Raw genomic sequence first — 24,459 nt, 5'->3', positions numbered from 1 at the left:
GCTTGTCTAAGCCTGTCGAACCCTTGCGTTTGCTGCTACTGGCTGAAGAGCCGGTGTGGACAGCGTTGTTGCGCGAGTGTGTCGCTCCGTTGGGAGACTCGGTGGTATTGATCAGTGCTCCCAGCTGGGAGTCTGTCAGCCGTTTGTTTGAAGACGACCGCAACGCGGTCCTGTTGACCCTTCCTCATTTGCAGCCCGGCCCCGGGCGTTGCAGCCTGCCCACCGTGTTGCTGCTGGACCAGGAACCGCCCGTAGCCCCTGTAGGCGTCAGCGACTGGCTGGTGAGTTCCTGCCTGAGTACCGATGCCCTGCGCCGTTGCCTGCGCCATGTACGTGAGCGCGGCCTGCTGGAAAACACCCTGCAGCGCCTGGCCGAACAGGACCCCCTGACCGGTATCGCCAACCGCCAGGGGTTCCAGACCTTGCTGGCCGCGCGCCTGGCGGAAAACGAAGGCCGTGGCCTGGCCCTGGGCCATCTCGACCTGGACAATTTCCGCCACGCCAACGACGCCCTGGGCCACCAGGCCGGCGACCGGCTGATCCTGCAGGTGGTCTCGCGCCTGAAAAGCCAGCTTGAGGCCGGCGATCAACTGGCCCGCCTGGGCAGTGATGAGTTTGCCTTGCTCATCGACACCCGCCGCGCCCCACAGCGGGCCGAGTGGATGGCCGAGCGCATCACCGAAGCCATGGCCGAGCCCTATTGGGTCGATGGCGAAAGCCTGTTGATCGGCTGCAGCCTGGGGATTGCCCATGCCCGGGCCAATGCCGGCGCCGACCCGCTGATGTGGCATGCACACATCGCCATGCAACAGGCCAAGAGCACCCAGGGCTGTACCTTTCATATCTTCAACGAGCGGATCAATCGCAACGCTCGCAGCCTGGCCGACCTGGAAAGCGAACTGCGCCGGGCCCTGCGCCGCGACGAACTGGAGCTGCACTACCAGCCCCGGCTGAACCTGCATGACGGCAAGATCGTGGGCCTCGAAGCCCTGGTGCGCTGGCGCCATGGCGAGCGCGGCCTGCTGCCGCCCAGCGAGTTCGTGCCCCTGGCCGAGCAGAGCGGGCTGATCGTGCCCCTGGGCTACTGGGTGATTTCCCGAGCCCTGCGGGACATGCAGGCCTTGCGCGAACGCGGCCTGCCGCCGTTGCACATGGCGGTGAACCTGTCGTTCCGCCAGTTCCAGGACAGCCAACTGCTCTCGACCCTGAGCCGCCTGATTGCCGAACGCGGAGTCGAGGCCCAGTGGCTGGAATTCGAATTGACCGAGACCGCAGTGATGCGCCGCAGTGACCTGGTGAAGCAGACCATGGATGCCCTGGGGCGCCTGGGAGTGCGTTTCTCCCTGGACGATTTCGGTACCGGCTTCTCTTCCTTCGTCCACCTCAACAGCCTGCCCATTACCCTGCTCAAGGTGGACAAGAGCTTTGTCGGCGGCATGGAGCAGCGCGAAGAGAACCGCAAGCTGGTCCACGCCATGATCAACCTGGCCCATAACCTGAACCTGAATGTGGTGGCCGAAGGCGTGGAGACGGCGGAACAGCTGGCCTTGCTGCGGGGCTTTGGTTGCGACCAGGCCCAGGGCTATCTGATCAGCAAGCCGCTGCCCCTGGCGGAACTGATGGACTATCTGACCTTCGGCAGCAGCCAGCAGGCGCTGCAGGAAGGGACGGTTTAAACCGGCGCCGGTTCGGGCTCAATCCGCCTGGCCGGCCTGGAGAGTCATGGCCGGCACGGGGGGCTCGCGCCGGATCATGCGGCGCATCCGCCACTCGAATGCCAGGGTCAGGCTGATGGCCGCACACGCCAGCCCCAGGGCCAGGCCCCACCAGACACCGGTCGGCCCCCAGCCCAGGGTGAAGGCCATCAGCCAGGCCGAAGGTGCGCCAATCAGCCAGTAGCAGCCCAGGCCCACCAGGAAGGTGGTCTTGGCATCCTTGAGGCCACGGATCGCGCCCATGGCGATGGTCTGGGTGCCGTCGAACAGCTCGAACCAGGCGGCCACCGCCAGCAGGCTCACGGCCAGCCGGATCACCTCGGCGAAGGCCGGGTCGTTGTGGTCGAGGAACAGCCCGATCAGTTGGTTCGGCAGCAGCCAGAAGATCATGGCGAACCCCAGCATCGCCACCGCGCCAAAGGCGATGCCCACGCGCCCGGCCAATCGTGCATCGAGCAATTGCCCGGCGCCGTAATGCTGGCCGATGCGCATGGTGATGGCGTAGGAAATCCCTGCCGGCACCATGAACGCCACCGAGACGATCTGCAGGGCGATCTGGTGCGCTGCCAGTTGCGTGCTGCCCATGGTGCCCATGCACAGGGCGGCGAAGGCAAACAGCCCGACTTCCACCGCGTAGGTGCCGCCGATGGGCAGGCCCAGGCGCCACAGTTCCCGCAGGTAATGGGTGTTCAGCCGGGACAGGCCCTGGCGCAGCGGGTAGGCGGCGTAGGCCGGGTGGCGCTTGATGTGCCAGGCCAGGGCCACGGCCATGCAGTTGGCGACGATGGCGGTCACCAGGCCAATGCCCACCAGGCCGAGCTTCGGCAGGCCGAACATGCCGGTGATCAGCGCGTAGTTGAGGAGGAAGTTGGCCACGGTGCCGCCCAGGCTGATGACCATCACCGGCGTGGCCCGGCCGATGGCGCTGGTGAAGCCGCGCAGGGCCATGAAACTCAGGTAGCCGGGCAGGGCGAACGGCAGGATCAGCAGGAACTGGCCGGCGGCGTGGACGTTGCTTTCGGTCTGGCCGAACAGCAACAGCAGCGGCTTGAGGTTCCACAGCAGCAGGCCGGCCACCAGGGCCATCAGCCAGGCCAGCCAGAGCCCGGCCTGGGTCAGGCGCGCGGCGCCCTCGATGTCGCCAGCGCCCTGGCGGATTGCTACCAGTGTGCCCACCGCGGCAATCACGCCGATGCAGAAGATTGATACGAAGGAGTAGCTGGCCGCACCCAGGCCGCCGCCGGCCAGGGCCTCGGGGCTCAGGCGGGCCATCATCAGGGTGTCGGTGAGGACCATCAGCATGTGCGCCAGCTGCGAGGCGATCAGCGGCCCCGCCAGCCGCAGGATGGCCCAGAGTTCGGTACGTGCTGGATGCTGCATGGTCATCAGGCTCGATCAGGGGAAAGTCCGGGAGAGCGCTGATTCTCGGCGCTCTTGGCCCATAGCACAAAGGGATAAAAACGATTGCTGGCATGATTAAAACTCATGCGAAGCACTTTCTGGTAGCGTGGCCCTGTCACGTTCTGGAGTGCCTGCATGTCCCGTCGTCTTCCTCCGCTGTATGCCCTGCGCGCCTTCGAGGCAGCGGCCCGGCACAGCTCGTTCACCCGGGCAGCCGAAGAGCTGTCCATCACCCAGAGCGCGGTCAGCCGGCATATCCGGACCCTAGAGGATCACTTCGCTTGCCGGCTGTTCCAGCGCAGCGGGCGCAACTTGCAACTGACCGAGGCGGCGCGCTTGCTGCTGCCGGGGATACGCGAGGGCTTCGGTGCCCTGGAACGGGCCTGCAATACCCTGCGTGCCGAAGATGACATCCTGCGCATGAAGGCGCCCTCGACCCTGACCATGCGCTGGCTGTTGGCGCGGCTCAGCCGCTTCCGCCATTTGCAGCCGGGCAATGAGGTGCAGCTCACCAGTGCCTGGATGGACGTGGACTCGGTGGACTTCAACCAGGAGCCCTTCGACTGCGCGGTGCTGCTGAGCAACGGTCACTTCCCCCCGGACTGGGAGGCCAGCTACCTGTTTCCCGAACTGCTGATTCCGGTGGGCGCGCCGAACCTGCTCAATGATCAGCCCTGGGACGTGGCGCGTCTGGCAGCCACCGAGCTGTTGCACCCGACCCCGGACCGCCGCGACTGGCGCAGTTGGCTGGAGCACATGGGCCTGACCGACCAGGTGTCCCTCAAGGGCGGGCAGGTGTTCGACACCCTGGAGCTGGGGATGATTGCCGCCGCGCGGGGTTACGGCGTGTCCATGGGGGACTTGCTGATGGTGGCCGAGGATGTGGCCCAGGGTCGCTTGAGCCTGCCCTGGCCGACAGCGGTGGCCAGTGGCCTGAACTACTACCTGGTGTGGCCCAGGACCCGGCCCGGAGGCGAGCGTTTGCGGCGCCTCAGCGACTTCCTTCAGGGCGAGGTCCAGGCCATGCAACTGCCCGCCGTAGAGCGCCTGGGCTGAAACGTTGCAGTACCCGGCTGGCGGGGCGTGCAAATATCCCTGCAAAGCGCTCAAGTATTGGCTCGTGCCGCCGAATCCATGGGTTATGGAACCAGCGTTCAGGAAGGTCCTAACTGATTAAAAATCTTAGAATTATGACTGCCGAGGGTGCTGACCGATCAGGATGATCCGCCTTCTCGGCAAGGAGCCATCATGTCCCAACCCCGTGCCCGCATAGCCTCTCAGCTAGGGCTCGCCCTTGCCTTGATACTCGCCCTGGTGATCAGCGGCAGCACCCTGTTCGCCTTGCGTTCGCTGGACTCGGCGAACCTCGACACCCGAGAGGAACACCTGGCCAGTGAGGCCCGTCTGCTGGCCGATCAGCTCAACACGTTCCACGGCAGCCTGCGCGAGAGCACCCAGCGCCTCAGCGGCCTGTTCGAAAACCGCTTCAGCAGCGGCCTGAGCCTGCATCCGGAACAACCGGTGAGCGTGGCCGGGGTGCAGACCCCGGGATTGCACCTGGGGGATGTGGTGCTGAACAACAACTTCGCCGAAGTCGACCAGTTCAAGCAGATGACCGCCGGTGTGGCGACCTTGTTCGTGCGCAGTGGCGATGACTTCGTGCGGGTCAGTACCTCCCTGAGCAAGCAGGATGGCAGCCGTGCCATCGGCACCTTGCTCGACCATGCCCACCCGGCCTATCAGAAACTCATGGCGGGCCAGGGTTATGTGGGCCGGGCCTTGCTCTTCGAACGCTTCTACATGACCCAGTACACCCCGGTGCTGGACCGCAGCGGCAAGGTCATCGCGGTGCTGTTTGTCGGCTTCGATTACACCGATGCGCAAAATGCCCAGTTCGCCAACCTCAAGCGCTTCCGCATCGGCCAGAGCGGCTCCCTGGCCCTGCTCGACGAGCAGAACAAGTGGCTGGTGCCACCGGCCGGCGTGCAGGCGCCGGAGCAGGCGGCGCAGGTCATGGCGCAAGCGGCCAAGGAGCCGGGCAAGGGGCGTTTCTGGAGTGATCACGGCGAAGACTTCTACAGCCTGGCAGTGCCGTTCGAGGGTGGCCCCTGGTCGGTGGTGACGAGCATGCCCAAGGCAGAGATCCGCGCGGTGACCTGGAGCGTTGGTATTCGGCTGGTGATCGGCAGCCTGCTGGCCATGCTGCTGGCGGTGGGCGCTACGGTCTGGCTGCTGCGCAGCAAGCTGGCACCGCTGAGCGACCTGGTGCGCCAGGCCCAGGCCCTGGGCGGCGGTGACCTGAGCGCACGGCTGAATGTTGCCAGCCATGACGAAATCGGCCAGTTGGCCCGCAGCTTCAACCAGATGGGCGAAGCCCTGTCGACCATGGTCGAGCACATCCGCCGCTCTGCCGCCGAGGTCAATGGTCGGGCCCAGGTGCTGTCCGGCTTGTCCAGCGGTGCATATGAAGGCATGGAGCAGCAGTCCGGCGAGATCACCAGCATGGCCGGGGCGGTGGAGGAGTTCAGCGCCACCTCGCTGAACATCGCCGACAACATGGGCAGTACCCAGCGCCTGGCGCAGGAAAACGCCCAGCAGACCCATATTGGCCGCACCTCCATGCAAGAGGCCTCGTCTTCCCTGGAACAGATCGCCGGAGCCCTCAACAGCACGGCCACGGTGATCAACACCTTGGGCCAGCGCTCCCAGGAGATCGGCGGAATTGTCGGAGTGATCACCGCGATTGCCGACCAGACCAACCTGCTGGCCCTGAATGCCGCTATCGAGGCCGCCCGGGCCGGTGAGCAGGGCCGCGGTTTTGCCGTGGTGGCGGATGAGGTACGCAACCTGGCCTCGCGTACCCGTGAAGCCACGGATGAAATCTCCCAGATGATCACCAGCATCCAGCAGGAAACCGGCCACGCCATCCAGACCATGGAGCAGGGCAACCGCCTGATGCAGGAAGGCCTGTCGCGCAACGCCGACGTGGCCTCGGCCCTGGCCCTGATCGACGAGCAGAGCCGCAGCGCCGGCGAGCAGTTTGCCGCCATCACCACCGCGACCCAGGAGCAGAGCAGCACCGCCACGGTACTCAGCAGCAATCTGCAGAGCATTGCCCAGGCCAACAGCGAGCAGCGTGAAGTGGTGTCCAACCTGGCGGTCACTGCCCGTGAGCTGGAAACCCTGGCCGCGGACCTGCGCCAGGAAGTCGATCGCTTCCGCTGACGGCTGGCGCTTCGCCCCTCAATCCGCGTTGGGGGGCGAAAGTTGCAATGAGGCCTGATTCGACTAAAACAGATGAGCAGTGGTTTGCCCCAAGGACCTCCCTTTCAGCAGGAGCTGGCATGACTCATCTTTCCCGTTTCGTCCCCCGCGCCCTGGCGCTGTCGGCACTCTTGCTCAGCCCGGCGGCGTTCAGCCAGGAAAGCCCGGCGTTCATCGCCCCGGCTACCTGGAATACCCCGTTCAACGGCATCGCCCAGGTGGCCTGTCACAACTGCTACGAGAAGCAATACGCAAGCACCTTCAGCAGCGTGCTCGACAGTGTGCGCACCCTGGAACTGGACTTCTGGGACCAGCGCGATGCGGTGACCGGCGGCTCGCCCCGGCACTGGTTCGTGCGGCACAACCCCGGCACCCTGTTCCAGTCCGGCAACGACAACAATTGCACGGGCGATGGCACCGGCAAGAACGATCTCGAAGCCTGCCTCAACGACGTCAAGAACTGGAGCGACAACCACCCCGGGCACTTTCCCATCACGGTGATCCTCGACAAGAAGCAGGGCTGGTCGAAGGAAAGCTCGGGGCGCACGCCCAAGGATTTCGATGAGCTGGTGACCCGGGTCTTCCAGGGCAAGCTCTATACCCCCCAGGACCTGGCCACGCACATCGGCAGCAGCGCGGGCGCCTTGCAGGGCAACCTCAAGGGCAAGTCCTGGCCCACCGCCAGCCAGCTTCAGGGCAAGGTCCTGCTGGTGCTCAACCACTCGGAAAACCAGAAGCTCTCGCAGTACGCCGAGGCCCGGACTTCCAGCGCCAAGGTGTTCATCTCGCCAGTGACCAATGGCCAGAACGATGTCAGCGGCAAGGTCAGTGGCATGTCCGGCCAGTCGTCCGGCTACGTGGCCATGAATAACATGTCCAAGGGCGATAAGAAGTGGGCGGCCCAGGCCTTTGCCTACAGCCATGTGGGCCGGGTCTGGGGCGATGACGGGGTGTCGTTCGCCCAGCACATCAGCGAGAAGGTCAACCTCTCGGCCTACTACAAGTTCGCCGAGCAGAACGCCGGCGGCTATCGCATCCGGCCGTTCTGAGCTTCACCGGGGTTCGGTCGGTTCACCGAGCCCCGGGTCCACGCGCTTGCCGATGTCCCGCAGGCGCGCCAGCTGATCGACCATGGTCGGTGCTTCATCGACGCTGCTGACAAAGGTCCACAGGTAGGTCATCACCGCATACACATGGCCGGCCTTGATCTCGGGCGATAGCGCCAACTGGCTGATGGCAATGACGAACAGCACCGCTGCCACAGCGCCAAGGAACAGATAGGCCGCGGCTTCCCGATCCGAGAGCCCGATGCGCAGCCGCGACAGCAGGCGATAGTGACGCTGCAGCGAGACCGCGCCGACCCTGGCCACCAGGCCGATTTCCTTTTCCAGCCGGTTATTCAGGCGTTCGTGCAGTTGCTGGTTGCGCCGGGCAAAACGTGGCAGCAGGGTCATGCACAGCAACAGCGCCGTGAGGCAGGCGAGGCCGATCCAGGGTTCGATCACCAGCAGCATCACTGCCGCCCCGACGATCGACACCAGGGCCGTGGCGATGGTCGGCACGTGCTTTTCGAAAAAGTCGACGAACTCCCGGGCCAGCACCACCCGCGCCGCGGCGGTGGAGGTGTCCTGCTGTTGCAGGCGCTGGTTGAGAATCACCGGCACCGCCAGGTCCGCGTAGATGCGGGTGAAGGTACGGGTGTCCACCGCGCGCCGCGCCGCGCCCACTACCCAGAAGCCCAGCACCACCAGGGCATAGATCAGCGCATGGGCAGCGTCGCCCCGCAGGATCGAATCCACGGCGAAGCCGGCGAACAGCGGGTAGGCCAGCAGCAGGGCGTTTTCCAGGGCCACCAGGGACAAGGTGACGAACAGCTTGCCCGGATAGGCCCGGGCAATGGCCTTGAGGGTCTGGCTGGCGGTCTGCTGGCCGATTTTCTGGGTTGGATCCACGGCGATGAGTGGGGTGACGGCGGACATGAGTGCACCACAAGAGTGATAACGGTTAATATTGAGCGACTGCTCAATTATCTTTGAGCGAACGCTCAAAATGCAAGCGCCGTCCATCCTGGCGCCAAGAGGCCTGATTGCACATGTCGCGTAACGACCGTAAAGACCAGATCATCCAGGCGGCCCTGGAATTATTCCGCAGCAAGGGTTTCGCCGAGGTTTCCACCCGTGACCTGGCCGAGCATGCGGGGCTGTCTCGCAGCCACGTCTATCACTACTTCAGTGACTGGAAGGGGCTGCGCCGCGAAGCCTTCGTGCGGTTTGCCGATGACCAGCTGGAGGCGGTGGGCCAGCCCCTGCGCGGTGCCGCGCCCATGGACGCCTTGCTGGGGTTTCTCCGTGACTGCCTGCCCGATTCCGCCGAAGCCGGCTGGGCGCTGTGGCTCGATGCCTGGGACGAAGCCATGCATGACGCCGAGCTGGCGCAGGCCTACCTGAGGATCAACGGCCAGTGGCGGGACATGCTGGCGGCGATCATTGCCGATGGGGTCCGCACGGGGGTGTTCCGCTGCGCCAGCCCCGAGCGCGCGGCAAGGCAACTGTTCGCCCAGACCATGGGTTACGCCGATGACCTGTTGCTGCGGGCTTCCCCTGAAGCTGCCCAGGCTGCGTTGCAGGAAGTCATGGAAGTGGCCGGCCTGCTGCTGGGGTTCGAGGGCTGACAGGAAACGGCCAGTGGAGTGGAGTTTGTCCGGCTAATTGGAGTTTTTTGCCTTGCTGAAACGATTCTTCATGGCTATAAAAACCGTACAACTCCAAAAAAAGGCACTCCTGCATGACTCCGCTGAAACTGCTGGTCACCCTTGGCGCGCTGGCCGCCACCTCCCACGCCGTGGCCTGGGACTATGTATTGCTCGATACCGACAAGGCTCCCCGCAACCTGCACCTGACCAGTGAACAGTTGGGGGTCAAGACCGAGCGGCCGTTTTCCGTGACCCTGCGCACCCTGCATGGCGGACGCCAGGAGGGGGTGAGCATCGTCGACATCGACAACGGCGTGATGCAGCTCTCGGTGGTGCCGACCCGGGGCATGAACGTGCTGCAGGCTTCGGTGGGCGATGTGCGCCTGGGCTGGGATTCGCCGGTCAAGGAGGTGGTCAACCCGGCCTTCATCGAGCTTAACGGCCGCGGCGGCCTGGGCTGGCTGGAGGGCTTCAACGAACTGGTGGCCCGCTGTGGCTATGAGTGGGTCGGGCACCCGGGCCTGGACAATGGCGAGCTGCTGACCCTGCACGGCCGCGCGGCCAACATCCCGGCGAGCAAGGTCACTCTGCACATCGACGAAAAACCGCCCTATGCCATTCACCTGCGGGGCGAGCTCAAGGAACAGGCGTTCAAGAAGGTGGATTTCAGTGTCGCCACCGAACTGGTGACCGAACCCGGCAGCACCCGGTTTGCGCTCAACGACACCCTGACCAACAACGGCGACTACCCCAAGGAATACCAGGCGCTCTACCACAGTAACTTCAGTACGCCGTTCCTGGAGCAGGGGGCGAAGTTCGCCGCGCCGGTGAAGCAGGTTTCGCCGTTCAATGACAAGGCCCGGGCCGACCTGGCGGACTGGCAGACCTATCGCGGCCCGACCCGCGACTACGACGAAACCGTGTACAACCTCGTGCCCTACGCCGACGCCCAGGGCGAGACCCTGGCGGTGTTGCACAACAAGGCCGGGAGCCTGGGTGTTTCCCTGGGCTTCAACACTCGACAACTGCCGGTGTTTTCCCTGTGGAAAAACACCGACACCCAGGGCCAGGGTTATGTGACGGGTTTGGAACCGGGCACCAGCTTTTCCTACAACCGCCGTTACCAGCGCCCGTTGCATCTAGTGCCGAGCATTGGCGCCAAGGAGCAGCGGCAATTCCAGATTCGCTACAGCCTGTTGGCCGATAAAGCCGCGGTGGATAAAGCCCTGAGCCGTGTCAGCCAGATCCAGGATGGGCGTCAGACCGAAGTGCGGCCAACACCCTTGGTAGACCTGTCCCGGGAATGAACCTTCAATCGGCGCTGGGCCGGTAATGCAGGGCTTCGGCCAGGTGCTCGCGGCTGATTCGCGCGGCCTGTTCCAGGTCCGCCAGGGTACGCGCCACCTTGAGCAAACGGTGAGCGGCCCGCAACGACAGGCCCAGGCGTTCGCAGGCCGCTTCCAGCCAGCGCTCGTCGGTTGTGGATAATTTGCAGTGGCGACGCAGGCCGGGCAGGTCGAGAAAGGCGTTGGCGCAGCCCTGGCGCTCGCGTTGCAGCTCGCGAGCCCCGGCGACCCTGGTGGCGGCTGCGGCGCTGTCATTGCCCGGTTGCGGCTCGGGGTTGAGGGCGGTGGCTTCGCGGGCCACGGTCAGGTGCAGGTCGATGCGATCCAGCAGCGGCCCGGATAACTTGTTGCGATAGCGCTGGATCTGCTCCGGTGTGCAACGGCAGCGTCCGCTGGGCTCGCCAAGATATCCACAGGGGCAGGGGTTCATCGCTGCCACCAATTGGAAGCGTGCCGGGAACTGCACCCGGTCCCGGGCTCGGGCAATGACGATCTGCCCGGACTCCATGGGCTCGCGCAGCACTTCCAGGACCTTGCGGTCGAACTCCGGCAGTTCATCGAGAAACAGCACGCCGTGATGGGCCAGGGTGATTTCCCCGGGCTGGGGTTTCGAGCCGCCTCCGACCAGTGCCGCACCCGAAGCCGAATGGTGGGGCTGGCGAAACGGCCGCTGTGGCCAGTAGCGCAGGGGCTTGTGGCTGGCCACCGACTGGATCGCCGCGACTTCCAGGGCTTCATCTTCCTGCAACGGTGGCAGCAGGCCGGGCAAGCGGCTGGCCAACAGGGTCTTGCCGGTGCCTGGCGGGCCGCTGAACAACAGGTTGTGGGCGCCCGCCGCGGCGATCAGCAGGGCGCGCTTGGCGGCGAGCTGGCCTTGCACTTCGCTGAGGTCGGGGTAGGGGAAGTGGCTCTGCACCAGGCCGTCGCTGACATAGGGCGCAATCGGCGCGTGGCCGTTGAAATGGGCAACGGCCTCCAGCAGATGATCCACCGCGATCACCTTTAGGCCGCTGGCCAGGCAGGCTTCTTCGGCATTGGCCCGTGGCACCAGCAGGGTATGCCCGGCGTCGCGCGCCGCCAGTGCGGCGGGCAGTACGCCGCGTACCGGGCGCACCGCGCCGGAGAGCGCCAGCTCCCCCAGGCATTCGATGTTGTCCAGGGCCAGGGCCGGCACCTGCGCGCTGGCGGCAAGGATGCCCAGGGCAATGGCCAGATCGAAGCGCCCGCCGTCCTTGGGCAAGTCCGCCGGTGCCAGGTTGAGGGTGATGCGCCGGGCCGGAAAGTTGAACCCGGCATTGAGGATTGCGCTGCGCACCCGGTCCTTGCTTTCCTTGACCGCGGCTTCCGGCAGGCCCACCAGGGTCAGGCTCGGCAAGCCGTTGGCCAGGTGCACTTCAACACTGACAGCCGGAGCCTGGACGCCGACCTGAGCACGGCTGTGGATGATTGCCAGGGACATGGGGAGAGCTTCCTTGCGACAGCGGGAACCGCGTCCTGCGGTGCTGCAAGGATAGATGAGGGGGCTGGCCAGAGGAGCGCCCGAATGGGCACAGGATATGTCGTCGGTGTACGAGCCTTCGCCGGCAAGCCAGTTCCTACAGGACAGGTCTGTAGGAGCCGGCCTGCCGGCGAACCCGGATTCAGATCATTGCGCTGCCGGGTTCAGCCGGGCTTCCAGCTCCGCCACCTTGGCTTCGAGGCTTTCCAGGCGCGCGCGAGTGCGGGCCAGGACCACCATCTGGCTGTCGAATTCTTCCCGGCTGACCAGGTCCAGCTTGCTGAAGCCGCTTTGTAGCAGGGCCTTGAACTGGCTTTCGATTTCATTGCGGGGCAGGGGTGTTTCACCGCTGAGCAACCGCGAGGCGTGGCCGCTCAGGGCGTCGAGAAGGTCTTTGGGCGCGAGCATGGGAGAGTCCTGAATTGCAGTCGGCCCGCAGTGTATCACGCAGCAACGACGCTCCAGGTGGCCCCGGGTTGCACGTTTTTCGCGCATCTGGCCGGGCGCCAGCGCACCGTTTTTGTGCGTATCCCGGGTGCCGTTTTCCCGCATTCCCTGCCGGCTCGGGGCAAGGGACTGAAATCACTGATTTTTCCCGAGCTGGCAAGCTTTCTGCTTAGACCCTGGTGACCCATGCACTGATGCAGTCGCTGTGACGAATGCAGTGCGGCAGGCGGAGCGGGGAGTGTTTCGTCAGACAGCGGTTAGCTGGCGTCGGTCGGGCTGAGGAAGGCCGACGGTGCGTTACAAAGCCAGGCACTGCGCTTAGACTTGAGTCGGGTTTGTTTTCCTGGGGCAAGTCCACCAATTCGGGAGAGAGTTTCATGAAGCTAGTCACTGCCATCATCAAGCCGTTCAAGTTGGACGACGTGCGCGAGTCGCTGTCCGAGATCGGCGTGCAGGGCATTACCGTCACTGAAGTCAAAGGCTTCGGCCGGCAGAAGGGTCACACCGAGCTGTATCGCGGTGCGGAGTACGTGGTGGATTTCCTGCCCAAGGTGAAGATCGATGTCGCCATTGACGACAAGGATCTTGACCGGGTTATCGAGGCGATAACCAAGGCCGCCAACACCGGCAAGATCGGTGACGGCAAGATCTTCGTGGTCAATCTGGAACAGGCTATTCGCATCCGTACCGGCGAAACCGATACCGACGCAATCTAAGCCGCCAAACCCAACGCCCCAGGAGAAAACAATATGACTCTGCGTAAATTCGCAGGGCTAGGAGCCCTTTTGTCCCTCGTAATGCCAGGCCTGGCCATGGCGGCAGACGAAGCGGCGGCTCCGGTCCTCAACTCCGGCGATACCGCCTGGATGCTGACCTCCACAGCCTTGGTGCTGTTCATGACCATTCCTGGCCTGGCGCTGTTCTACGGCGGCATGGTGCGGTCGAAAAACATTCTTTCGGTAATGATGCAGTGCTTCGCCATTACCGGCCTGATCACTGTCCTGTGGTTCATCTACGGCTACAGCATGGCGTTCGACACCACCGGGATGGAAGCCGGCGTGGTCAACCTCAATTCCTTCGTGGGCGGCTTCTCCAAGGCCTTCCTGGCGGGCATCACCCCGGCCAGCCTGACCGGCCCGGCTGCGCTTTTCCCTGAAGCGGTGTTCGTCACCTTCCAGATGACCTTCGCCATCATCACTCCAGCGCTGATTGTCGGTGCCTTCGCCGAGCGGATGAAGTTCTCGGCCATGCTGATCTTCATGGGCGTGTGGTTCACCCTGGTGTATGCGCCGATCGCCCATATGGTCTGGAGCGGTCCGGGCTCGCTGCTGGGCGACTGGGGCGTGCTGGACTTTGCCGGCGGCACCGTGGTGCACATCAACGCCGGTATCGCGGGCCTGGTGGCCTGCCTGGTGCTGGGCAAGCGCAAGGGTTTCCCGACCACGCCGATGGCGCCACACAACCTGGGTTACACCCTGATGGGCGCAGCCATGCTGTGGATCGGCTGGTTCGGCTTCAACGCCGGTTCCGCCGCTGCCGCCAACGGCACCGCCGGCATGGCCATGCTGGTCACGCAGATCGCGACGGCTGCCGCCGCCCTGGGCTGGATGTTTGCCGAGTGGATCACCCACGGCAAGCCTAGCGCGCTGGGCATCGCTTCGGGTGTGGTCGCAGGCCTGGTGGCAATCACTCCGGCTGCCGGTACCGTTGGCCCGATGGGCGCCCTGATCATCGGTCTGGCGGCCGGTGTGGTGTGCTTCTTCTGCGCCACCAGCCTCAAGCGCAAGCTGGGATATGACGACTCCCTGGACGCCTTTGGCGTGCACGGCATCGGCGGTATTCTCGGTGCGATCCTCACCGGTGTGTTCGCTGCTCCGTCCCTGGGTGGCTTCGGCACCGTGACCGATGTGGCCGCTCAGGTCTGGATCCAGGCCAAGGGCGTGGGTTTCACGGTGATCTACACCGCGATCGTCACCTTCATCATCCTCAAGGTTCTGGACGCGGTCATGGGGCTGCGGGTGAGCGAGGAAGAAGAGGCGGTCGGCCTCGATCTGGCACAACACAACGAGCGTGGTTACAACCTGTAATCGCGCAAGAAAAAAAAGCCCGGCTCCGGCCGGGCATTTTTTTGCCTGATGTTTGTCATTGAGAAAGGCTGAAAGGATTTTCTGACAAGCATTGGCGTGTTTGCCGTGACGATTTCCGGCAGGGCAAATGCTTACACTAAAGCAGGATTATTCGGCGCTTTGTTTTTTCCCTGAGCGCGCTAGAATGCGCGCCGAAGCGTGGAGATCGGTATGTGGCAACAGACCCTGATTACCCTGCGGGCCAGGCCCCGGGGCTTTCATCTGGTGACGGACGAGTTGCTCGCCGGCCTGCCTGAGTTGAAGGCATGTCGGGTTGGTCTGCTGCATCTGTGGCTGCAACATACCTCGGCCTCGTTGACCATCAACGAGAACGCCGATCCGGCGGTACGGCGTGACTTCGAGCGTTACTTCAACACCCTGGTGCCTCAAGGCATGGCCGGGTACGAACATAACGACGAAGGCGCGGATGACCTGCCGGCGCACTTCAAGGCCAGTTTGCTAGGCTGTCAGTTGACTTTGCCGGTAGCGGCGGGGCGTCTGGCGTTGGGCATCTGGCAAGGCGTTTATCTGGGCGAGCATCGCGATCATGGCGGTGCTCGCAAAGTCCTTGCCACCTTGCACGGTGATAAGGCATAAGCCGCTGAGTATCAGTGGACGTTGATTTTTTTCCAGCGGCCTTCGACAGTCGGCACAGCTGGGCTATAACTAATCTGCTTTTCGCAAGTCATGAGGTAGAACATGAGCGACGATGATCTGGAAAACGACGACCTCGAAGTAGGTGACGAAGACGAAACCGAAGAAGGTCTTGAAGCGGCCGCCGACGATGTGGCGGAAGACGATGGCAGTGATGTTCCTGCTCCAACCGCCAAAGGCAAGGCCAAGGCTGCCGTCTCGGTAGACGAGCTGCCGAGTGTAGAAGCCAAGAACAAGGAGCGTGATGCACTGGCGCGTGCCATGGAAGAGTTCCTGGCCCGTGGCGGCAAAGTGCAGGAAGTCGAGGCCAACGTGGTCGCCGATCCGCCCAAGAAGCCTGATAACAAGTACGGCAGCCGGCCTATCTGAGCCTTGCACCTTGCTTGCTGAAAAAGCCCGCCGTCGCTGCGGGCTTTTTCATGGGCACCCTTCTTGGAAACGGCCCCGAGCGCCGGCGCTTGCTGTAGGAGCGAGCTTGCTCGCGAAAGCGCCGGTTCAGGCGCCGCGATGCCAGTGGGCAAGCAGCCCGGGTAGTTCAATCAGGCTGCGGATCTCGGCGTCTGGCGCACGTTCGGCTTCCCAGGTCTTGCCGTTGGGATTGAACCAGATCGCACGCAGCCCTGCCTGCTGTGCGCCGGCAATGTCATCCCCCGGGTGGTCGCCGATATGCACGGCGGTGTCGGCAGTCGCTTCGCCACGCTGCAAGGCTTCGTGGAACAGCCGGGCGTCGGGCTTGGCGATGCCGATGTCCTCGGCGCACAGCGCGAACTTGAAATAGTCCGCCAGGCCCAGGCGGCGCACGTCGGCGTTGCCGTTGGTGACCACGCCAAGGGCGAAGTGATTGGCCAGGGCTTCCAGGGTCGGCTGGACTTCTGGAAAGATCTCCAGCTGATGCCGGGCATGCAGGAAAACTTCAAAACTCTGGTCGGCCAACTGGTTGGCCTGGGCATGGTCATACCCGGCTTCTTCCAGGGCATGAAACAGCACCTGGCGGCGCAGGGCGCTTATCCTGTGCTTGAGGTTCGGCTGGGCGAGCAGCACCCGCTCGCGAATGGCCCACAGATGCTCCACCGGCACGCCTCCGAGATTGGGTGCGTGTTCGGTCAGCCACTGGCGCAGGGTGGCTTCGGCACTGACGATGACCGGGGCGGTATCCCACAGGGTGTCGTCGAGGTCGAAGGTGATCAGCTTGATGGTCATTACTCACCGCCTTTGTTGCGTTTGGCCCGTGGGTGGGCGCTGTCGTAGACCGCCGCCAGGTGCTGGAAGTCCAGGTGGGTGTAGATCTGCGTGGTCTTGATGTCCGAATGCCCCAGCAGCTCTTGCACGGCGCGCAGGTCCTGGGAGGATTCCAGCAAATGGCTGGCAAAGGAATGGCGCAGCATGTGCGGGTGCAGGTTCTGCCCCAGTTCGCGCTCGCCGGCGGCCTTGACCCGCAGCTGGATGGCCCGCGGCCCCAGGCGCCGGCCCTTCTGGCTGACGAACAGGGCACCATCAGGCGGGTTGCTCAGGGCGCGCAGGGGGAGCCATTGCTCCAGGGCTGACCGAGCCTTCTTGCCCACCGGCAGGACCCGGGTCTTGCTGCCCTTGCCATGGACCTGGACCAGGCCGTCCGCCAGGTCCAGCTGATCGAGGTTGAGGCTGGTCAGTTCGGAAAGGCGCAGGCCGCAGGAGTAGAAAAGTTCGAGAATCGCCTGGTCGCGGTGGGCCAGGAAGTCGTCTTCCACGGCGCCATCGAGCAACTGCAGGGTACGGTCGGTGTCCAGGGTCTTGGGCAGGCGTCGTTCGCCCTTGGGCGGCGCCAGGCCGTTGGCCGGGTCGTGAGTGCACAAGCCTTCGCGGTTCAGGTAGTGGTAGAGCCCGCGTACCGCTGACAGCAGGCGCGCCAGGCTGCGGGACGACTGGCCCTGCTGGTGCAGGCGGGCAATCAGGCTGCGCAGGCCCTGGATGTCCAGGTCGGTCCAGCTGCGCACCTGCATTTTCTCGCAGAACCCCAGCACCTTCTCGAGGTCGCGCCGGTAGGCTTGCAGGGTGTGGGGCGACACCTGGCGCTCACTGCGCAGATGCGCGCAGTAGGCGTCCAGCTGTTGTTGCATGGTCAGCGTACCGAGCGCAGCGAGTGGGTGAAGCGCGGCAGAACGCGGCCGGTGACTTCGGCGATGTAGTTGAGGAACAGGGTGCCCACCGAGCTCTTGTAGTGCTGCGGATCACGGCTGGCGATCGCCAGTACGCCATGCATGCCCTGATGCGCCAGGGCCACCACAGCGGTAGAACCGATCTGCTTGCGCTGCTCTTCGCCGAAAAGGAAATCCAGCTCGTGTTCGCGCAGGCTGCCGCTGACGCTCTTGCCTTCGGACAACAGGCCGCCGATGGCGCCCTGGGCTTCGGCGGCGGAGACCCAGCGACCCACCGGCATGGCGCTGTCGCTGAACAGGATCAGGCTGACGAAGGGCACCTGGAAATCCTGGCGTAGGCTGTCTTCGACGCTCATCACCACTTCTTCCAGGCTGGTGGCGTCCATCAGCGCGAGGATCAGGCGGCGGGTCTTGTCGAACAGCCGGTCGTTGTCCCGGGCCACGTCCATCAGCTGCGACAGGCGATGGCGCATCTCGATGTTGCGCTCGCGCAGGATCTTCATCTGCCGCTCCACCAGCGATACGGTGTCGCCGCGCTGATGGGGAATGCGCAAGGCCGGGAGCAGTTCATCGTGGTCGACGAAGAAGTCCGGATGGGCCTCCAGGTAGGCGGCGACGGCTGCCGCCTCCAGGTTTTCGGACGGTGATTGGTCGGGCGTTTCGGCAGGAACCTGCGGCTGATCAGTCATGGATTTCGCTCACTTAAAGACGCACCTGTCCTTCGTATACGCGCACTGCCGGGCCGGTCATCATCACCGGTTGGCCAGGGCCTGCCCATTCAATGGACAGGCGCCCGCCCGGCAGGTCGATCAATAGGGGCGAATCCATCCACCCCTGGCTGATCGCGGCCACAGCAGCAGCGCAGGCGCCGGTGCCGCAGGCCTGGGTTTCCCCGGCGCCGCGTTCCCAGACCCGCAGTTGCGCGCGCTGGCGGTCCAGGACCTGGAGAAAACCGACGTTGACCCGCGCCGGGAAGCGCGGGTGGTGTTCGATCTTCGGACCCAGCTCGTGCACCGGCGCGCTATTGATGTCATCCACCCGTAACACGGCGTGGGGGTTGCCCATGGACACCGCGGCCAACTGCACCTGGCGGCCATCGACGTCCAGGGTGTAGCTGTCGGCCTGGGCCGGCGTCTGGAACGGAATGTCCGCCGGTACCAGGCGCGGCGCGCCCATGTTGACGCTGATCTGGCCGTCGTTGCGGATATCCAGCTCGATCACGCCGCTCTTGGTCTCGACGCGGATCTGGCGCTTGGTGGTCAGGCGCTTGTCCAGCACGAAGCGGGCAAAGCAGCGTGCACCATTGCCGCACTGTTCCACTTCGGAGCCGTCGGAGTTGAAGATCCGGTAGCGGAAATCCACATCCGGGTTGCTCGGGGCCTCGACGATCAGCAACTGATCGAAGCCGATCCCGGTATTGCGATCACCCCATTGTTTGGCGTGCTTGGGCAGAATATGCGCGTGCTGGCTGACCAGGTCGAGAACCATGAAGTCATTGCCCAGGCCGTGCATCTTGGTAAAACGCAGCAGCATGGTCTTACTCCGGCAGCAGGCTTTCGCCAGCGAATAACTCGGCTACCGTCTCGCGGCGACGTACTTCAACAGCCTGGTCACCATCGACCAGTACTTCTGCGGCACGGCCGCGGGTGTTGTAGTTCGAGCTCATGACGAAACCATAGGCACCAGCGGAATGCACCGCCAGCAGGTCACCCTCGGCCAGGGCCAGGGTGCGTTCCTTGGCGAGGAAGTCGCCAGTTTCACAGATCGGGCCGACGATGTCGTAGGTACGGGGTTCGGTATCTCGCGGGCGCGCGGCGCTGACATCCATCCAGGCCTGGTACAGCGCCGGGCGGATCAGGTCGTTCATGGCGCCGTCGACGATGGCGAAATCCTTGTGTTCGGTGTGCTTGAGGTATTCGACCTGGGTCAGCAGGACGCCGGCGTTGGCCACGATGAAGCGGCCCGGTTCGAATACCAGGGCCAGGTCGCGACCGTCCAGGCGCTCGCGCACGGCCTTGACGTAGTCGGCGGCCAGCGGTGGCTCTTCGTCACGATAGCGCACGCCCAGGCCACCACCCAGATCGATGTGGCGCAGGTAGATGCCGCATTCACCGAGGCGGTCCACCAGGTCCAGCAGGCGGTCGAGGGCGTCGATGAAGGGTTCCAGGGTGGTCAGTTGCGAGCCGATATGGCAGTCGACACCGACGATTTCCAGGTTCGGCAGCTGCGCGGCGCGGATGTACACATCCTCGGCGGTGGCAATGTCGATGCCGAACTTGTTTTCCTTGAGCCCGGTGGAGATATAGGGGTGAGTGCCGGCATCCACGTCCGGATTGACCCGCAGCGAGACGGGGGCACGAACGCCCAGCTCGGCCGCTACCAGCTGCAGGCGCTCCAGCTCTTCGGCGGACTCGACGTTGAAGCAGTGGACGCCGACTTCCAGGGCACGACGCATGTCGTCACGGGTCTTGCCAACACCGGAGAAGACAATCTTGTCGGCTTGCCCGCCCGCAGCCAGGACCCGCTCCAGCTCGCCCCGGGAGACGATATCGAAACCGGCGCCCAGGCGCGCCAGGACATTCAGTACGCCCAGGTTGGAGTTGGCTTTTACCGCGAAGCAGACCAGGTGCGGCATGCCGGCCAGGGCCTGGGCATAGGCCTGGTACTGGGCTTCGATGTGCGCACGGGAATAGACGTAGGTGGGCGTACCGAAACGTTCGGCAATGGCGGACAGGGCTACGCCTTCCGCGAACAGCTCTCCGTCGCGGTAGTTAAAAGCGTCCATGGTTTGCCCTTAGTAGGTGTCGTGCTTGTGCGACTGCGATTGCGACTTCGCCTGCTCTTCAGGGGATTTGCTGTCATCAGGCAGGTACAGCGGGCCTTTCTGGCCGCAGGCGGTAACGAGGCAAGCAACCGCGACGAGCGCAGCAAGGGAAGAGATCAGGCGCTTCATGGCGAAATCCTTGAGAATGCGTAAATTGCGCCCGAGTATACCGGCCACCCGGCAGCTTGCCTATGCAGCGTAACTCCCGTCCAGCGGGCCTTTGCCAAGGCCCGGCCGGTGGCTTTGGTCGGGCGCTCGTGCAATGGGCGTCGCATTTATTTCCTCGTTCGGTATCCTTTGCATTCGCCGGGGAGCGCCCGTATCTTGCGGCGCTTGAGCGTGAGTAGACACTTTTCGAGGTTCCCGCAATGAGTTTGACCGAAGCCCGTTTTCACGACCTGGTGGATGCCACCCAGCAGACGCTGGAGGATATTTTCGATGAGAGCGACCAGGACATCGACCTGGAAAGCTCGGCCGGGGTGCTCACCGTCAAGTTCGACAACGGCAGCCAGGTGATCTTCAGTCGCCAGGAGCCTTTGCGCCAACTCTGGCTGGCCGCGCGTTCGGGTGGTTTCCACTTCGACTACGACGAGGAAAGCGAACGCTGGATGTGCGACAAGAGCGAAGAGCAGTTGGGGGAGATGCTGGAGCGCATTGTCCTGGAGCAGGCCGACATCAAGCTTGAGTTCGAAGGGCTCTGATACCGTGACCCAGCCCGCCCCGGCCCGACCGCCCAAGCCGCTCTACAGCAACGTCAGCCCGGCGGTGAGTTCGCCGTGCATCAGCCTTTGTCGCCTCGATGAGGAGAAGGTCTGTCGCGGCTGTTTTCGCCATGTGGAGGACATCCGTGAATGGCGTTCGGCCGATGATCAGCGCCGGCGAGTGATCTGCGCCCAGGCGCTGCAGCGCAAACAGAGTGCGGCGGCAGGCGAGATTTAGCTTCGTACTCGTACGGTTTGTTTATTCAGTGTGCTGTGATAGTGTCCAGCTTCGCCTCGCTACATCGAGGCCGGTGAGAACCCCGTCTTATTTGGCGGGGTTTTGCTTTTTTGTGCAGAAAAAATAGGAGTCAGCCAGGATCATGAGTACTGCACCATCCATCATCCTTACCCGCCTTGACGTGCAACGTCTGGAGCGCCTGATCGACAGTCTGGACGACTCGCTGCCAGGTGTCATTGCACTGCAAACCGAGTTGGATCGTGCCGAAACGCTGGTGGGTCACGATGAAGTACCGGCCGGTGTCGTAACCATGAATTCGCGTGTGCATTGCCGTGAAGAAAGCAGCGGCAAGGACTACCACCTGACCCTGGTATATCCACAGGACGCCAACGCCGACGAAGGCAAGATTTCCATCCTGGCACCGGTGGGCAGCGCTCTGCTGGGCCTGCAGGTAGGCCAGTACATCGACTGGCCGGCTCCGGGTGGCAAGACCTTGAAGCTGACCCTGCTGGAAGTTGAATACCAGCCGGAAGCCGCAGGCGACTACCACCTCTGATCCTTGGCTAGACCTGCTCGAGCGCGTCGTTCAGTGCGCGCTCCAGGCTGGCCTTGTAGCGCAGATACAGGATGCTCGGGCTTTGCACGTCACCGAGCAGCCCTGAAAGATCCAGGTCAGTGATGTAGCAGCGATAGCGCTCTGTTTCATGGCGCTGCCCGACGATTTCCTGGGCCACCGCGGCGAACAGTTGATCGCCATATTCCAGATCGGAAAACTCCCGTTGATTGCAGTACAGCGAGACCTGCACCTGGCCCGGTGCGGCCTTGCCGATGATCGCCTGCACGTCATAGAAGGCTTTGTCCACCGGCGTCGGTGGGGCTGGCCGCGGCTCTACCCGACGTGCGCGGCCCGTGCCTGAGGGCAGAATCTGCAAGTAGAGTGTGTCCAAAGGTTTCTCGGGCTGGTTGCTGTCCATCGGCAGCAGCGCTTCGCGGCGGTAGAGAATCGACTGCAGGAAGCGCTGCAGGGGCACCAGCAGGCTGTGCTCGTCGTGATAGGGCAGGGTCTGCTGCCACAGCGCGTTGTACTCATCGAGCACGTAAAGCTCCGCGTACTCGTCGATGATCCGATAGAACACCTGGATGCAGTCCGGCTGGCCCATGGGCAGGATCAGCGCCAGGTCGTGGTCTTCCAGGGCCATCGGGTCAAGGTGCAGTGGGCTGTAGCGGCTCTGCTCCTGCCCCAGGTACTCCAGCAATGCGGCAGGGGTTGCCATGGCCCGGTGCCGAACCTGCCCGGGCACCAGTTCAAGCACGTGGTAGTGCTGCTGCACCTGGATCAGGTAGCGGTAGTTGAGCTGGCTGAGCAACAGGTTGTGCGCGGTTTCGAACAGTTCTTCCACCCGGCGGGCAATGAATTGCGCGCGGTTGTGACAGAAGCAGCGCACCCGCAGCCGCGGTTGCGTGCCGGCCGGCAGATTGTTCAGGTAGTCCCGCAGGCAGTCGAGCAGCGCATGCTCGGCGTCGTAGCGGCCGACCATTACCTCGTTCCAGCTATTGAGGGTGACCTGATCCAGGGTCAGCACCAGATTCTCGCGTACCCCGGCATAGCTCAGGGAGTCGGTGCGTTCGGTGGTCATCAGAATGTTCAGGTCGCGGTGGTGCTTGAGGGGGTCGACCCCGACGTTCACCAGGATCAGCACTTCGCCGGGCACGGCGGCGTGCAGCAACTGTTCCTCGCTGACCGTCGTCAAAGGCAGTGGCACGGTCTGCTGCAGGCTGCCCAGCAGGTTGAATAGTTCGAATTCGCTCAGGTCGCTGCTGCCCGGGTGCAGGGCCAGGCGGGTACTGCTGTCGATCACGCCGTTGCGATGGCACCAGGTAAGCAGTTCCAGCAGCTCGCGACTGCGCTTGATCGGGGCGAAATGCTCCCACTCCAGGGCGGTCAGGCTGCCGTTGTACAGCCCCCAATGGTTCTGTCCGGGTTCCTTCTTGTTCGGTGACTGCACTAGGGTCAGGGTGTCTTCAGCCAGGTCCGGGGCGATGCCGGGGTTGATGAACTCGATCTTCCCGGCCTTGCGCTCGAAGGCCGCGTACAGGCGCCGGCCCAGGACATTCAGGTCACGCTTGTTGATCAGGCTGGCGGCCTGCTCGGTGCGGGCGAACTGGGTCAGGAAGCGATAGCTGTAGTTGAGCTCGTTGACCAGGGCCCGGCGCTCGCTGCTGACCTGGCGCACCTTCCACTGGCTGCGGCTGTCCAGCAAGGCCAGTTGGCGTTGGTCCCAGCCCCATTCATTGGCCAGGCGCTCCAGTAGAGCGCGCTGCCAGTTCGGGCTGCGGGTGGCGTTGCCGACGGTAAGCTTGCGGTTGACCTTGAGGTACAGGCTGCGTCGTACCAGCTCCAGGCGTTCCGGCTCGCCGCGAGCCTTGAGGTATTCCTCGATGCGCCGGTAGACCACGATGTAGGGGTCCAGCTCATCCAGGTCCAGGCGGTTGGCAAACACCGCCTGCTTGAAGCGCAGGCTCAGGCACTGGACCTTGGGATGCTCGCTGGCATAGACCTCGATCAGCAGCAGCTTGAGTACGGACTTGTAGGGCGACTCGATGCCCTTGAACAGTTGCCACAGCCCGGCGCCGATGAACTCGCCGGGCGGAATGCGTGCCATGTGGCCCAGGTCGAGGTTTTCCTCGGCGGGGACAAAGCGCTTGGACAGCAGGGTGTCGATGTACTGTTCGTAACGGCGTTCTTCGTACACCGGTACCAGCCACCACAACGGCGTGCGCCCGGCCAGCCAGATCGCGGTGCGGTAGAACTCGTCCAGCAGCAGGTAGTGCTGGGTGGTGCCGCAGTCGTCCGAGCTCAGCTGAGTGTCCCGCTCCCCGCGGACAAAGCGGTTGGGGTCGATCAGGAAAAAATGAGCTTCAGCGCCCTGGCCGGCCGCCCAGGTCTCCAGCAATTGGCACTTCTTCTGCAACTCGGCCAGCTCGTTTTCGCCCAGATCCGGCGCATGGCACACCCACACATCCATGTCGCTCTGGTCTGCCTGGGCCAGGGTACCCAGGCTGCCCATGAGAAACAGGCCATGAATCGGCCGTGGCGGGTTGCCGTGGCGCGGCTTGTAGGAAAACGATCGGGTCAGGCGCTGGGCTTCGGCCAGGGCCTGGGGGTCGGGTTCGTAGCAGGAAAGCCCCGCCGGGGTGGCTCCGGATACATAGCCGGGCAACAACGGGTGATTGACGTGAAAGAACAGCGGCAACAGGTTGAGGACCAACTGCTGGCGTGTCGACAGCCCTTCCATTGCCCGGGCCATGCGCCCTTCATTGAGCTTCAGGAAACGCGCGCGCAGCTGGCTGAGAACCTTGCGATCGATTCCTTCATCCAGATCGGGACGGATTTCATGGGTATGGGGCATTTCAAGCG

At 63.9% G+C, this 24,459-nt stretch carries 24 protein-coding genes; 13 read left to right on the top strand and 11 right to left on the bottom strand.

Annotated features, from left to right (window positions below; translation table 11 throughout):
• The first annotated feature begins 2 nt into the window (after positions 1-2).
• Positions 3-1,676 carry a putative bifunctional diguanylate cyclase/phosphodiesterase gene (locus BLS75_RS23265; protein WP_011064201.1) on the top strand — a complete coding sequence of 558 codons (1,674 nt, stop codon included), beginning with the start codon at positions 3-5 and terminating at the stop codon, positions 1,674-1,676.
• A gap of 18 nt (positions 1,677-1,694) precedes the next feature.
• Here the strand turns inward: BLS75_RS23265 and BLS75_RS23260 are convergent, their stop codons facing one another.
• Entirely contained in the window at positions 1,695-3,101 is a 1,407-nt protein-coding gene (locus BLS75_RS23260) for a NorM family multidrug efflux MATE transporter (protein WP_011064200.1), read from the bottom strand.
• Between the two features lie 150 nt (positions 3,102-3,251).
• Here BLS75_RS23260 and BLS75_RS23255 point away from each other — a divergent pair, with 150 nt between their 5' ends.
• The 3 genes from BLS75_RS23255 (at position 3,252) to BLS75_RS23245 (ending at position 7,429) form a co-directional block, all read left to right on the top strand.
• A complete protein-coding gene (locus tag BLS75_RS23255; protein ID WP_011064199.1) occupies positions 3,252-4,172 on the top strand; it encodes a LysR substrate-binding domain-containing protein in 921 nt (306 codons plus the stop codon).
• Between the two features lie 192 nt (positions 4,173-4,364).
• Positions 4,365-6,341, top strand: a complete 1,977-nt coding sequence (locus tag BLS75_RS23250) for a methyl-accepting chemotaxis protein (protein WP_072451858.1) — start codon at positions 4,365-4,367, stop codon at positions 6,339-6,341.
• A 119-nt stretch (positions 6,342-6,460) separates the two neighbouring features.
• Positions 6,461-7,429, top strand: coding sequence for a Ca2+-dependent phosphoinositide-specific phospholipase C (locus BLS75_RS23245; protein ID WP_015637460.1), 969 nt, complete (start codon positions 6,461-6,463; stop codon positions 7,427-7,429).
• A gap of 3 nt (positions 7,430-7,432) precedes the next feature.
• Here BLS75_RS23245 and BLS75_RS23240 read toward each other — a convergent pair whose 3' ends face one another.
• Positions 7,433-8,359: an ABC transporter six-transmembrane domain-containing protein gene (locus tag BLS75_RS23240; RefSeq protein WP_169892424.1), complete on the bottom strand. Its 927-nt coding sequence runs from the start codon at positions 8,357-8,359 to the stop codon at positions 7,433-7,435.
• 113 nt (positions 8,360-8,472) lie between these two features.
• Between BLS75_RS23240 and BLS75_RS23235 the strand changes: the two genes are divergently transcribed.
• Both BLS75_RS23235 and BLS75_RS23230 read left to right on the top strand, forming a co-directional pair.
• The gene (locus BLS75_RS23235; RefSeq protein ID WP_015637458.1) at positions 8,473-9,051 is read left to right on the top strand and encodes a TetR/AcrR family transcriptional regulator; all 579 of its coding nucleotides are present in this window, start codon (positions 8,473-8,475) and stop codon (positions 9,049-9,051) included.
• A gap of 113 nt (positions 9,052-9,164) precedes the next feature.
• On the top strand, positions 9,165-10,379 hold the full coding sequence (locus tag BLS75_RS23230) for an aldose 1-epimerase family protein (protein WP_072451856.1): 1,215 nt from the start codon (positions 9,165-9,167) through the stop codon (positions 10,377-10,379).
• 4 nt (positions 10,380-10,383) lie between these two features.
• On the opposite strand, the gene BLS75_RS23225 is transcribed toward BLS75_RS23230, so the two are convergent.
• Positions 10,384-11,877 carry a YifB family Mg chelatase-like AAA ATPase gene (locus BLS75_RS23225; RefSeq protein ID WP_072451855.1) on the bottom strand — a complete coding sequence of 498 codons (1,494 nt, stop codon included), beginning with the start codon at positions 11,875-11,877 and terminating at the stop codon, positions 10,384-10,386.
• 186 nt (positions 11,878-12,063) lie between these two features.
• The gene (locus BLS75_RS23220) at positions 12,064-12,324 is read right to left on the bottom strand and encodes an accessory factor UbiK family protein (protein ID WP_072451854.1); all 261 of its coding nucleotides are present in this window, start codon (positions 12,322-12,324) and stop codon (positions 12,064-12,066) included.
• 416 nt (positions 12,325-12,740) lie between these two features.
• Between BLS75_RS23220 and glnK the strand changes: the two genes are divergently transcribed.
• From glnK to sutA, 4 genes are all read left to right on the top strand, one after another.
• Positions 12,741-13,079 (top strand): P-II family nitrogen regulator, encoded by a 339-nt coding sequence (gene glnK / locus BLS75_RS23215; RefSeq protein ID WP_002555808.1) that lies wholly within the window; start codon positions 12,741-12,743, stop codon positions 13,077-13,079.
• A gap of 33 nt (positions 13,080-13,112) precedes the next feature.
• Positions 13,113-14,450 (top strand): ammonium transporter, encoded by a 1,338-nt coding sequence (locus tag BLS75_RS23210; RefSeq protein WP_011064191.1) that lies wholly within the window; start codon positions 13,113-13,115, stop codon positions 14,448-14,450.
• 210 nt (positions 14,451-14,660) lie between these two features.
• Complete coding sequence (locus BLS75_RS23205) at positions 14,661-15,086, top strand: secondary thiamine-phosphate synthase enzyme YjbQ (protein ID WP_011064190.1); 426 nt, start codon at positions 14,661-14,663, stop codon at positions 15,084-15,086.
• Positions 15,087-15,188: 102 nt separating this feature from the next.
• Complete coding sequence (gene sutA, locus BLS75_RS23200; protein ID WP_007926654.1) at positions 15,189-15,512, top strand: transcriptional regulator SutA; 324 nt, start codon at positions 15,189-15,191, stop codon at positions 15,510-15,512.
• A gap of 126 nt (positions 15,513-15,638) precedes the next feature.
• Here the strand turns inward: sutA and BLS75_RS23195 are convergent, their stop codons facing one another.
• Genes BLS75_RS23195 through BLS75_RS23170 form a run of 6 tightly spaced genes read right to left on the bottom strand, consistent with a single transcriptional unit; the run spans position 15,639 to position 20,231 of the window.
• On the bottom strand, positions 15,639-16,343 hold the full coding sequence (locus BLS75_RS23195; protein WP_072451853.1) for an HAD family hydrolase: 705 nt from the start codon (positions 16,341-16,343) through the stop codon (positions 15,639-15,641).
• A complete protein-coding gene (xerC, locus tag BLS75_RS23190) occupies positions 16,343-17,239 on the bottom strand; it encodes a tyrosine recombinase XerC (RefSeq protein WP_011064188.1) in 897 nt (298 codons plus the stop codon). Before xerC ends, BLS75_RS23195 begins: the two co-directional genes overlap by 1 nt.
• A gap of 2 nt (positions 17,240-17,241) precedes the next feature.
• Positions 17,242-17,967, bottom strand: a complete 726-nt coding sequence (locus BLS75_RS23185) for a DUF484 family protein (protein ID WP_011064187.1) — start codon at positions 17,965-17,967, stop codon at positions 17,242-17,244.
• A gap of 13 nt (positions 17,968-17,980) precedes the next feature.
• Complete coding sequence (dapF, locus tag BLS75_RS23180; RefSeq protein WP_072451852.1) at positions 17,981-18,811, bottom strand: diaminopimelate epimerase; 831 nt, start codon at positions 18,809-18,811, stop codon at positions 17,981-17,983.
• Between the two features lie 4 nt (positions 18,812-18,815).
• Positions 18,816-20,063 (bottom strand): diaminopimelate decarboxylase, encoded by a 1,248-nt coding sequence (lysA, locus tag BLS75_RS23175; protein WP_072451851.1) that lies wholly within the window; start codon positions 20,061-20,063, stop codon positions 18,816-18,818.
• A gap of 9 nt (positions 20,064-20,072) precedes the next feature.
• Entirely contained in the window at positions 20,073-20,231 is a 159-nt protein-coding gene (locus tag BLS75_RS23170) for an LPS translocon maturation chaperone LptM (protein WP_011064184.1), read from the bottom strand.
• 239 nt (positions 20,232-20,470) lie between these two features.
• Here BLS75_RS23170 and cyaY point away from each other — a divergent pair, with 239 nt between their 5' ends.
• The 3 genes from cyaY (at position 20,471) to rnk (ending at position 21,597) form a co-directional block, all read left to right on the top strand.
• Positions 20,471-20,803 (top strand): iron donor protein CyaY, encoded by a 333-nt coding sequence (gene cyaY, locus BLS75_RS23165; RefSeq protein WP_072451850.1) that lies wholly within the window; start codon positions 20,471-20,473, stop codon positions 20,801-20,803.
• Between the two features lie 4 nt (positions 20,804-20,807).
• The gene (locus tag BLS75_RS23160; protein ID WP_015637452.1) at positions 20,808-21,041 is read left to right on the top strand and encodes a DUF1289 domain-containing protein; all 234 of its coding nucleotides are present in this window, start codon (positions 20,808-20,810) and stop codon (positions 21,039-21,041) included.
• 142 nt (positions 21,042-21,183) lie between these two features.
• Positions 21,184-21,597: a nucleoside diphosphate kinase regulator gene (gene rnk / locus BLS75_RS23155; RefSeq protein WP_011064182.1), complete on the top strand. Its 414-nt coding sequence runs from the start codon at positions 21,184-21,186 to the stop codon at positions 21,595-21,597.
• Between the two features lie 7 nt (positions 21,598-21,604).
• Here rnk and BLS75_RS23150 read toward each other — a convergent pair whose 3' ends face one another.
• Positions 21,605-24,451: a class I adenylate cyclase gene (locus BLS75_RS23150; protein ID WP_072451849.1), complete on the bottom strand. Its 2,847-nt coding sequence runs from the start codon at positions 24,449-24,451 to the stop codon at positions 21,605-21,607.
• Positions 24,452-24,459: the final 8 nt, after the last annotated feature.

This window comes from Pseudomonas sp. NFPP12, from assembly GCF_900103205.1.
Classification (GTDB): Bacteria; Pseudomonadota; Gammaproteobacteria; order Pseudomonadales; family Pseudomonadaceae; genus Aquipseudomonas; species Aquipseudomonas protegens.
The sequence above is the reverse complement of the archived record's forward strand: the minus strand, read 5'-3'. Positions and strand labels throughout refer to the sequence as shown.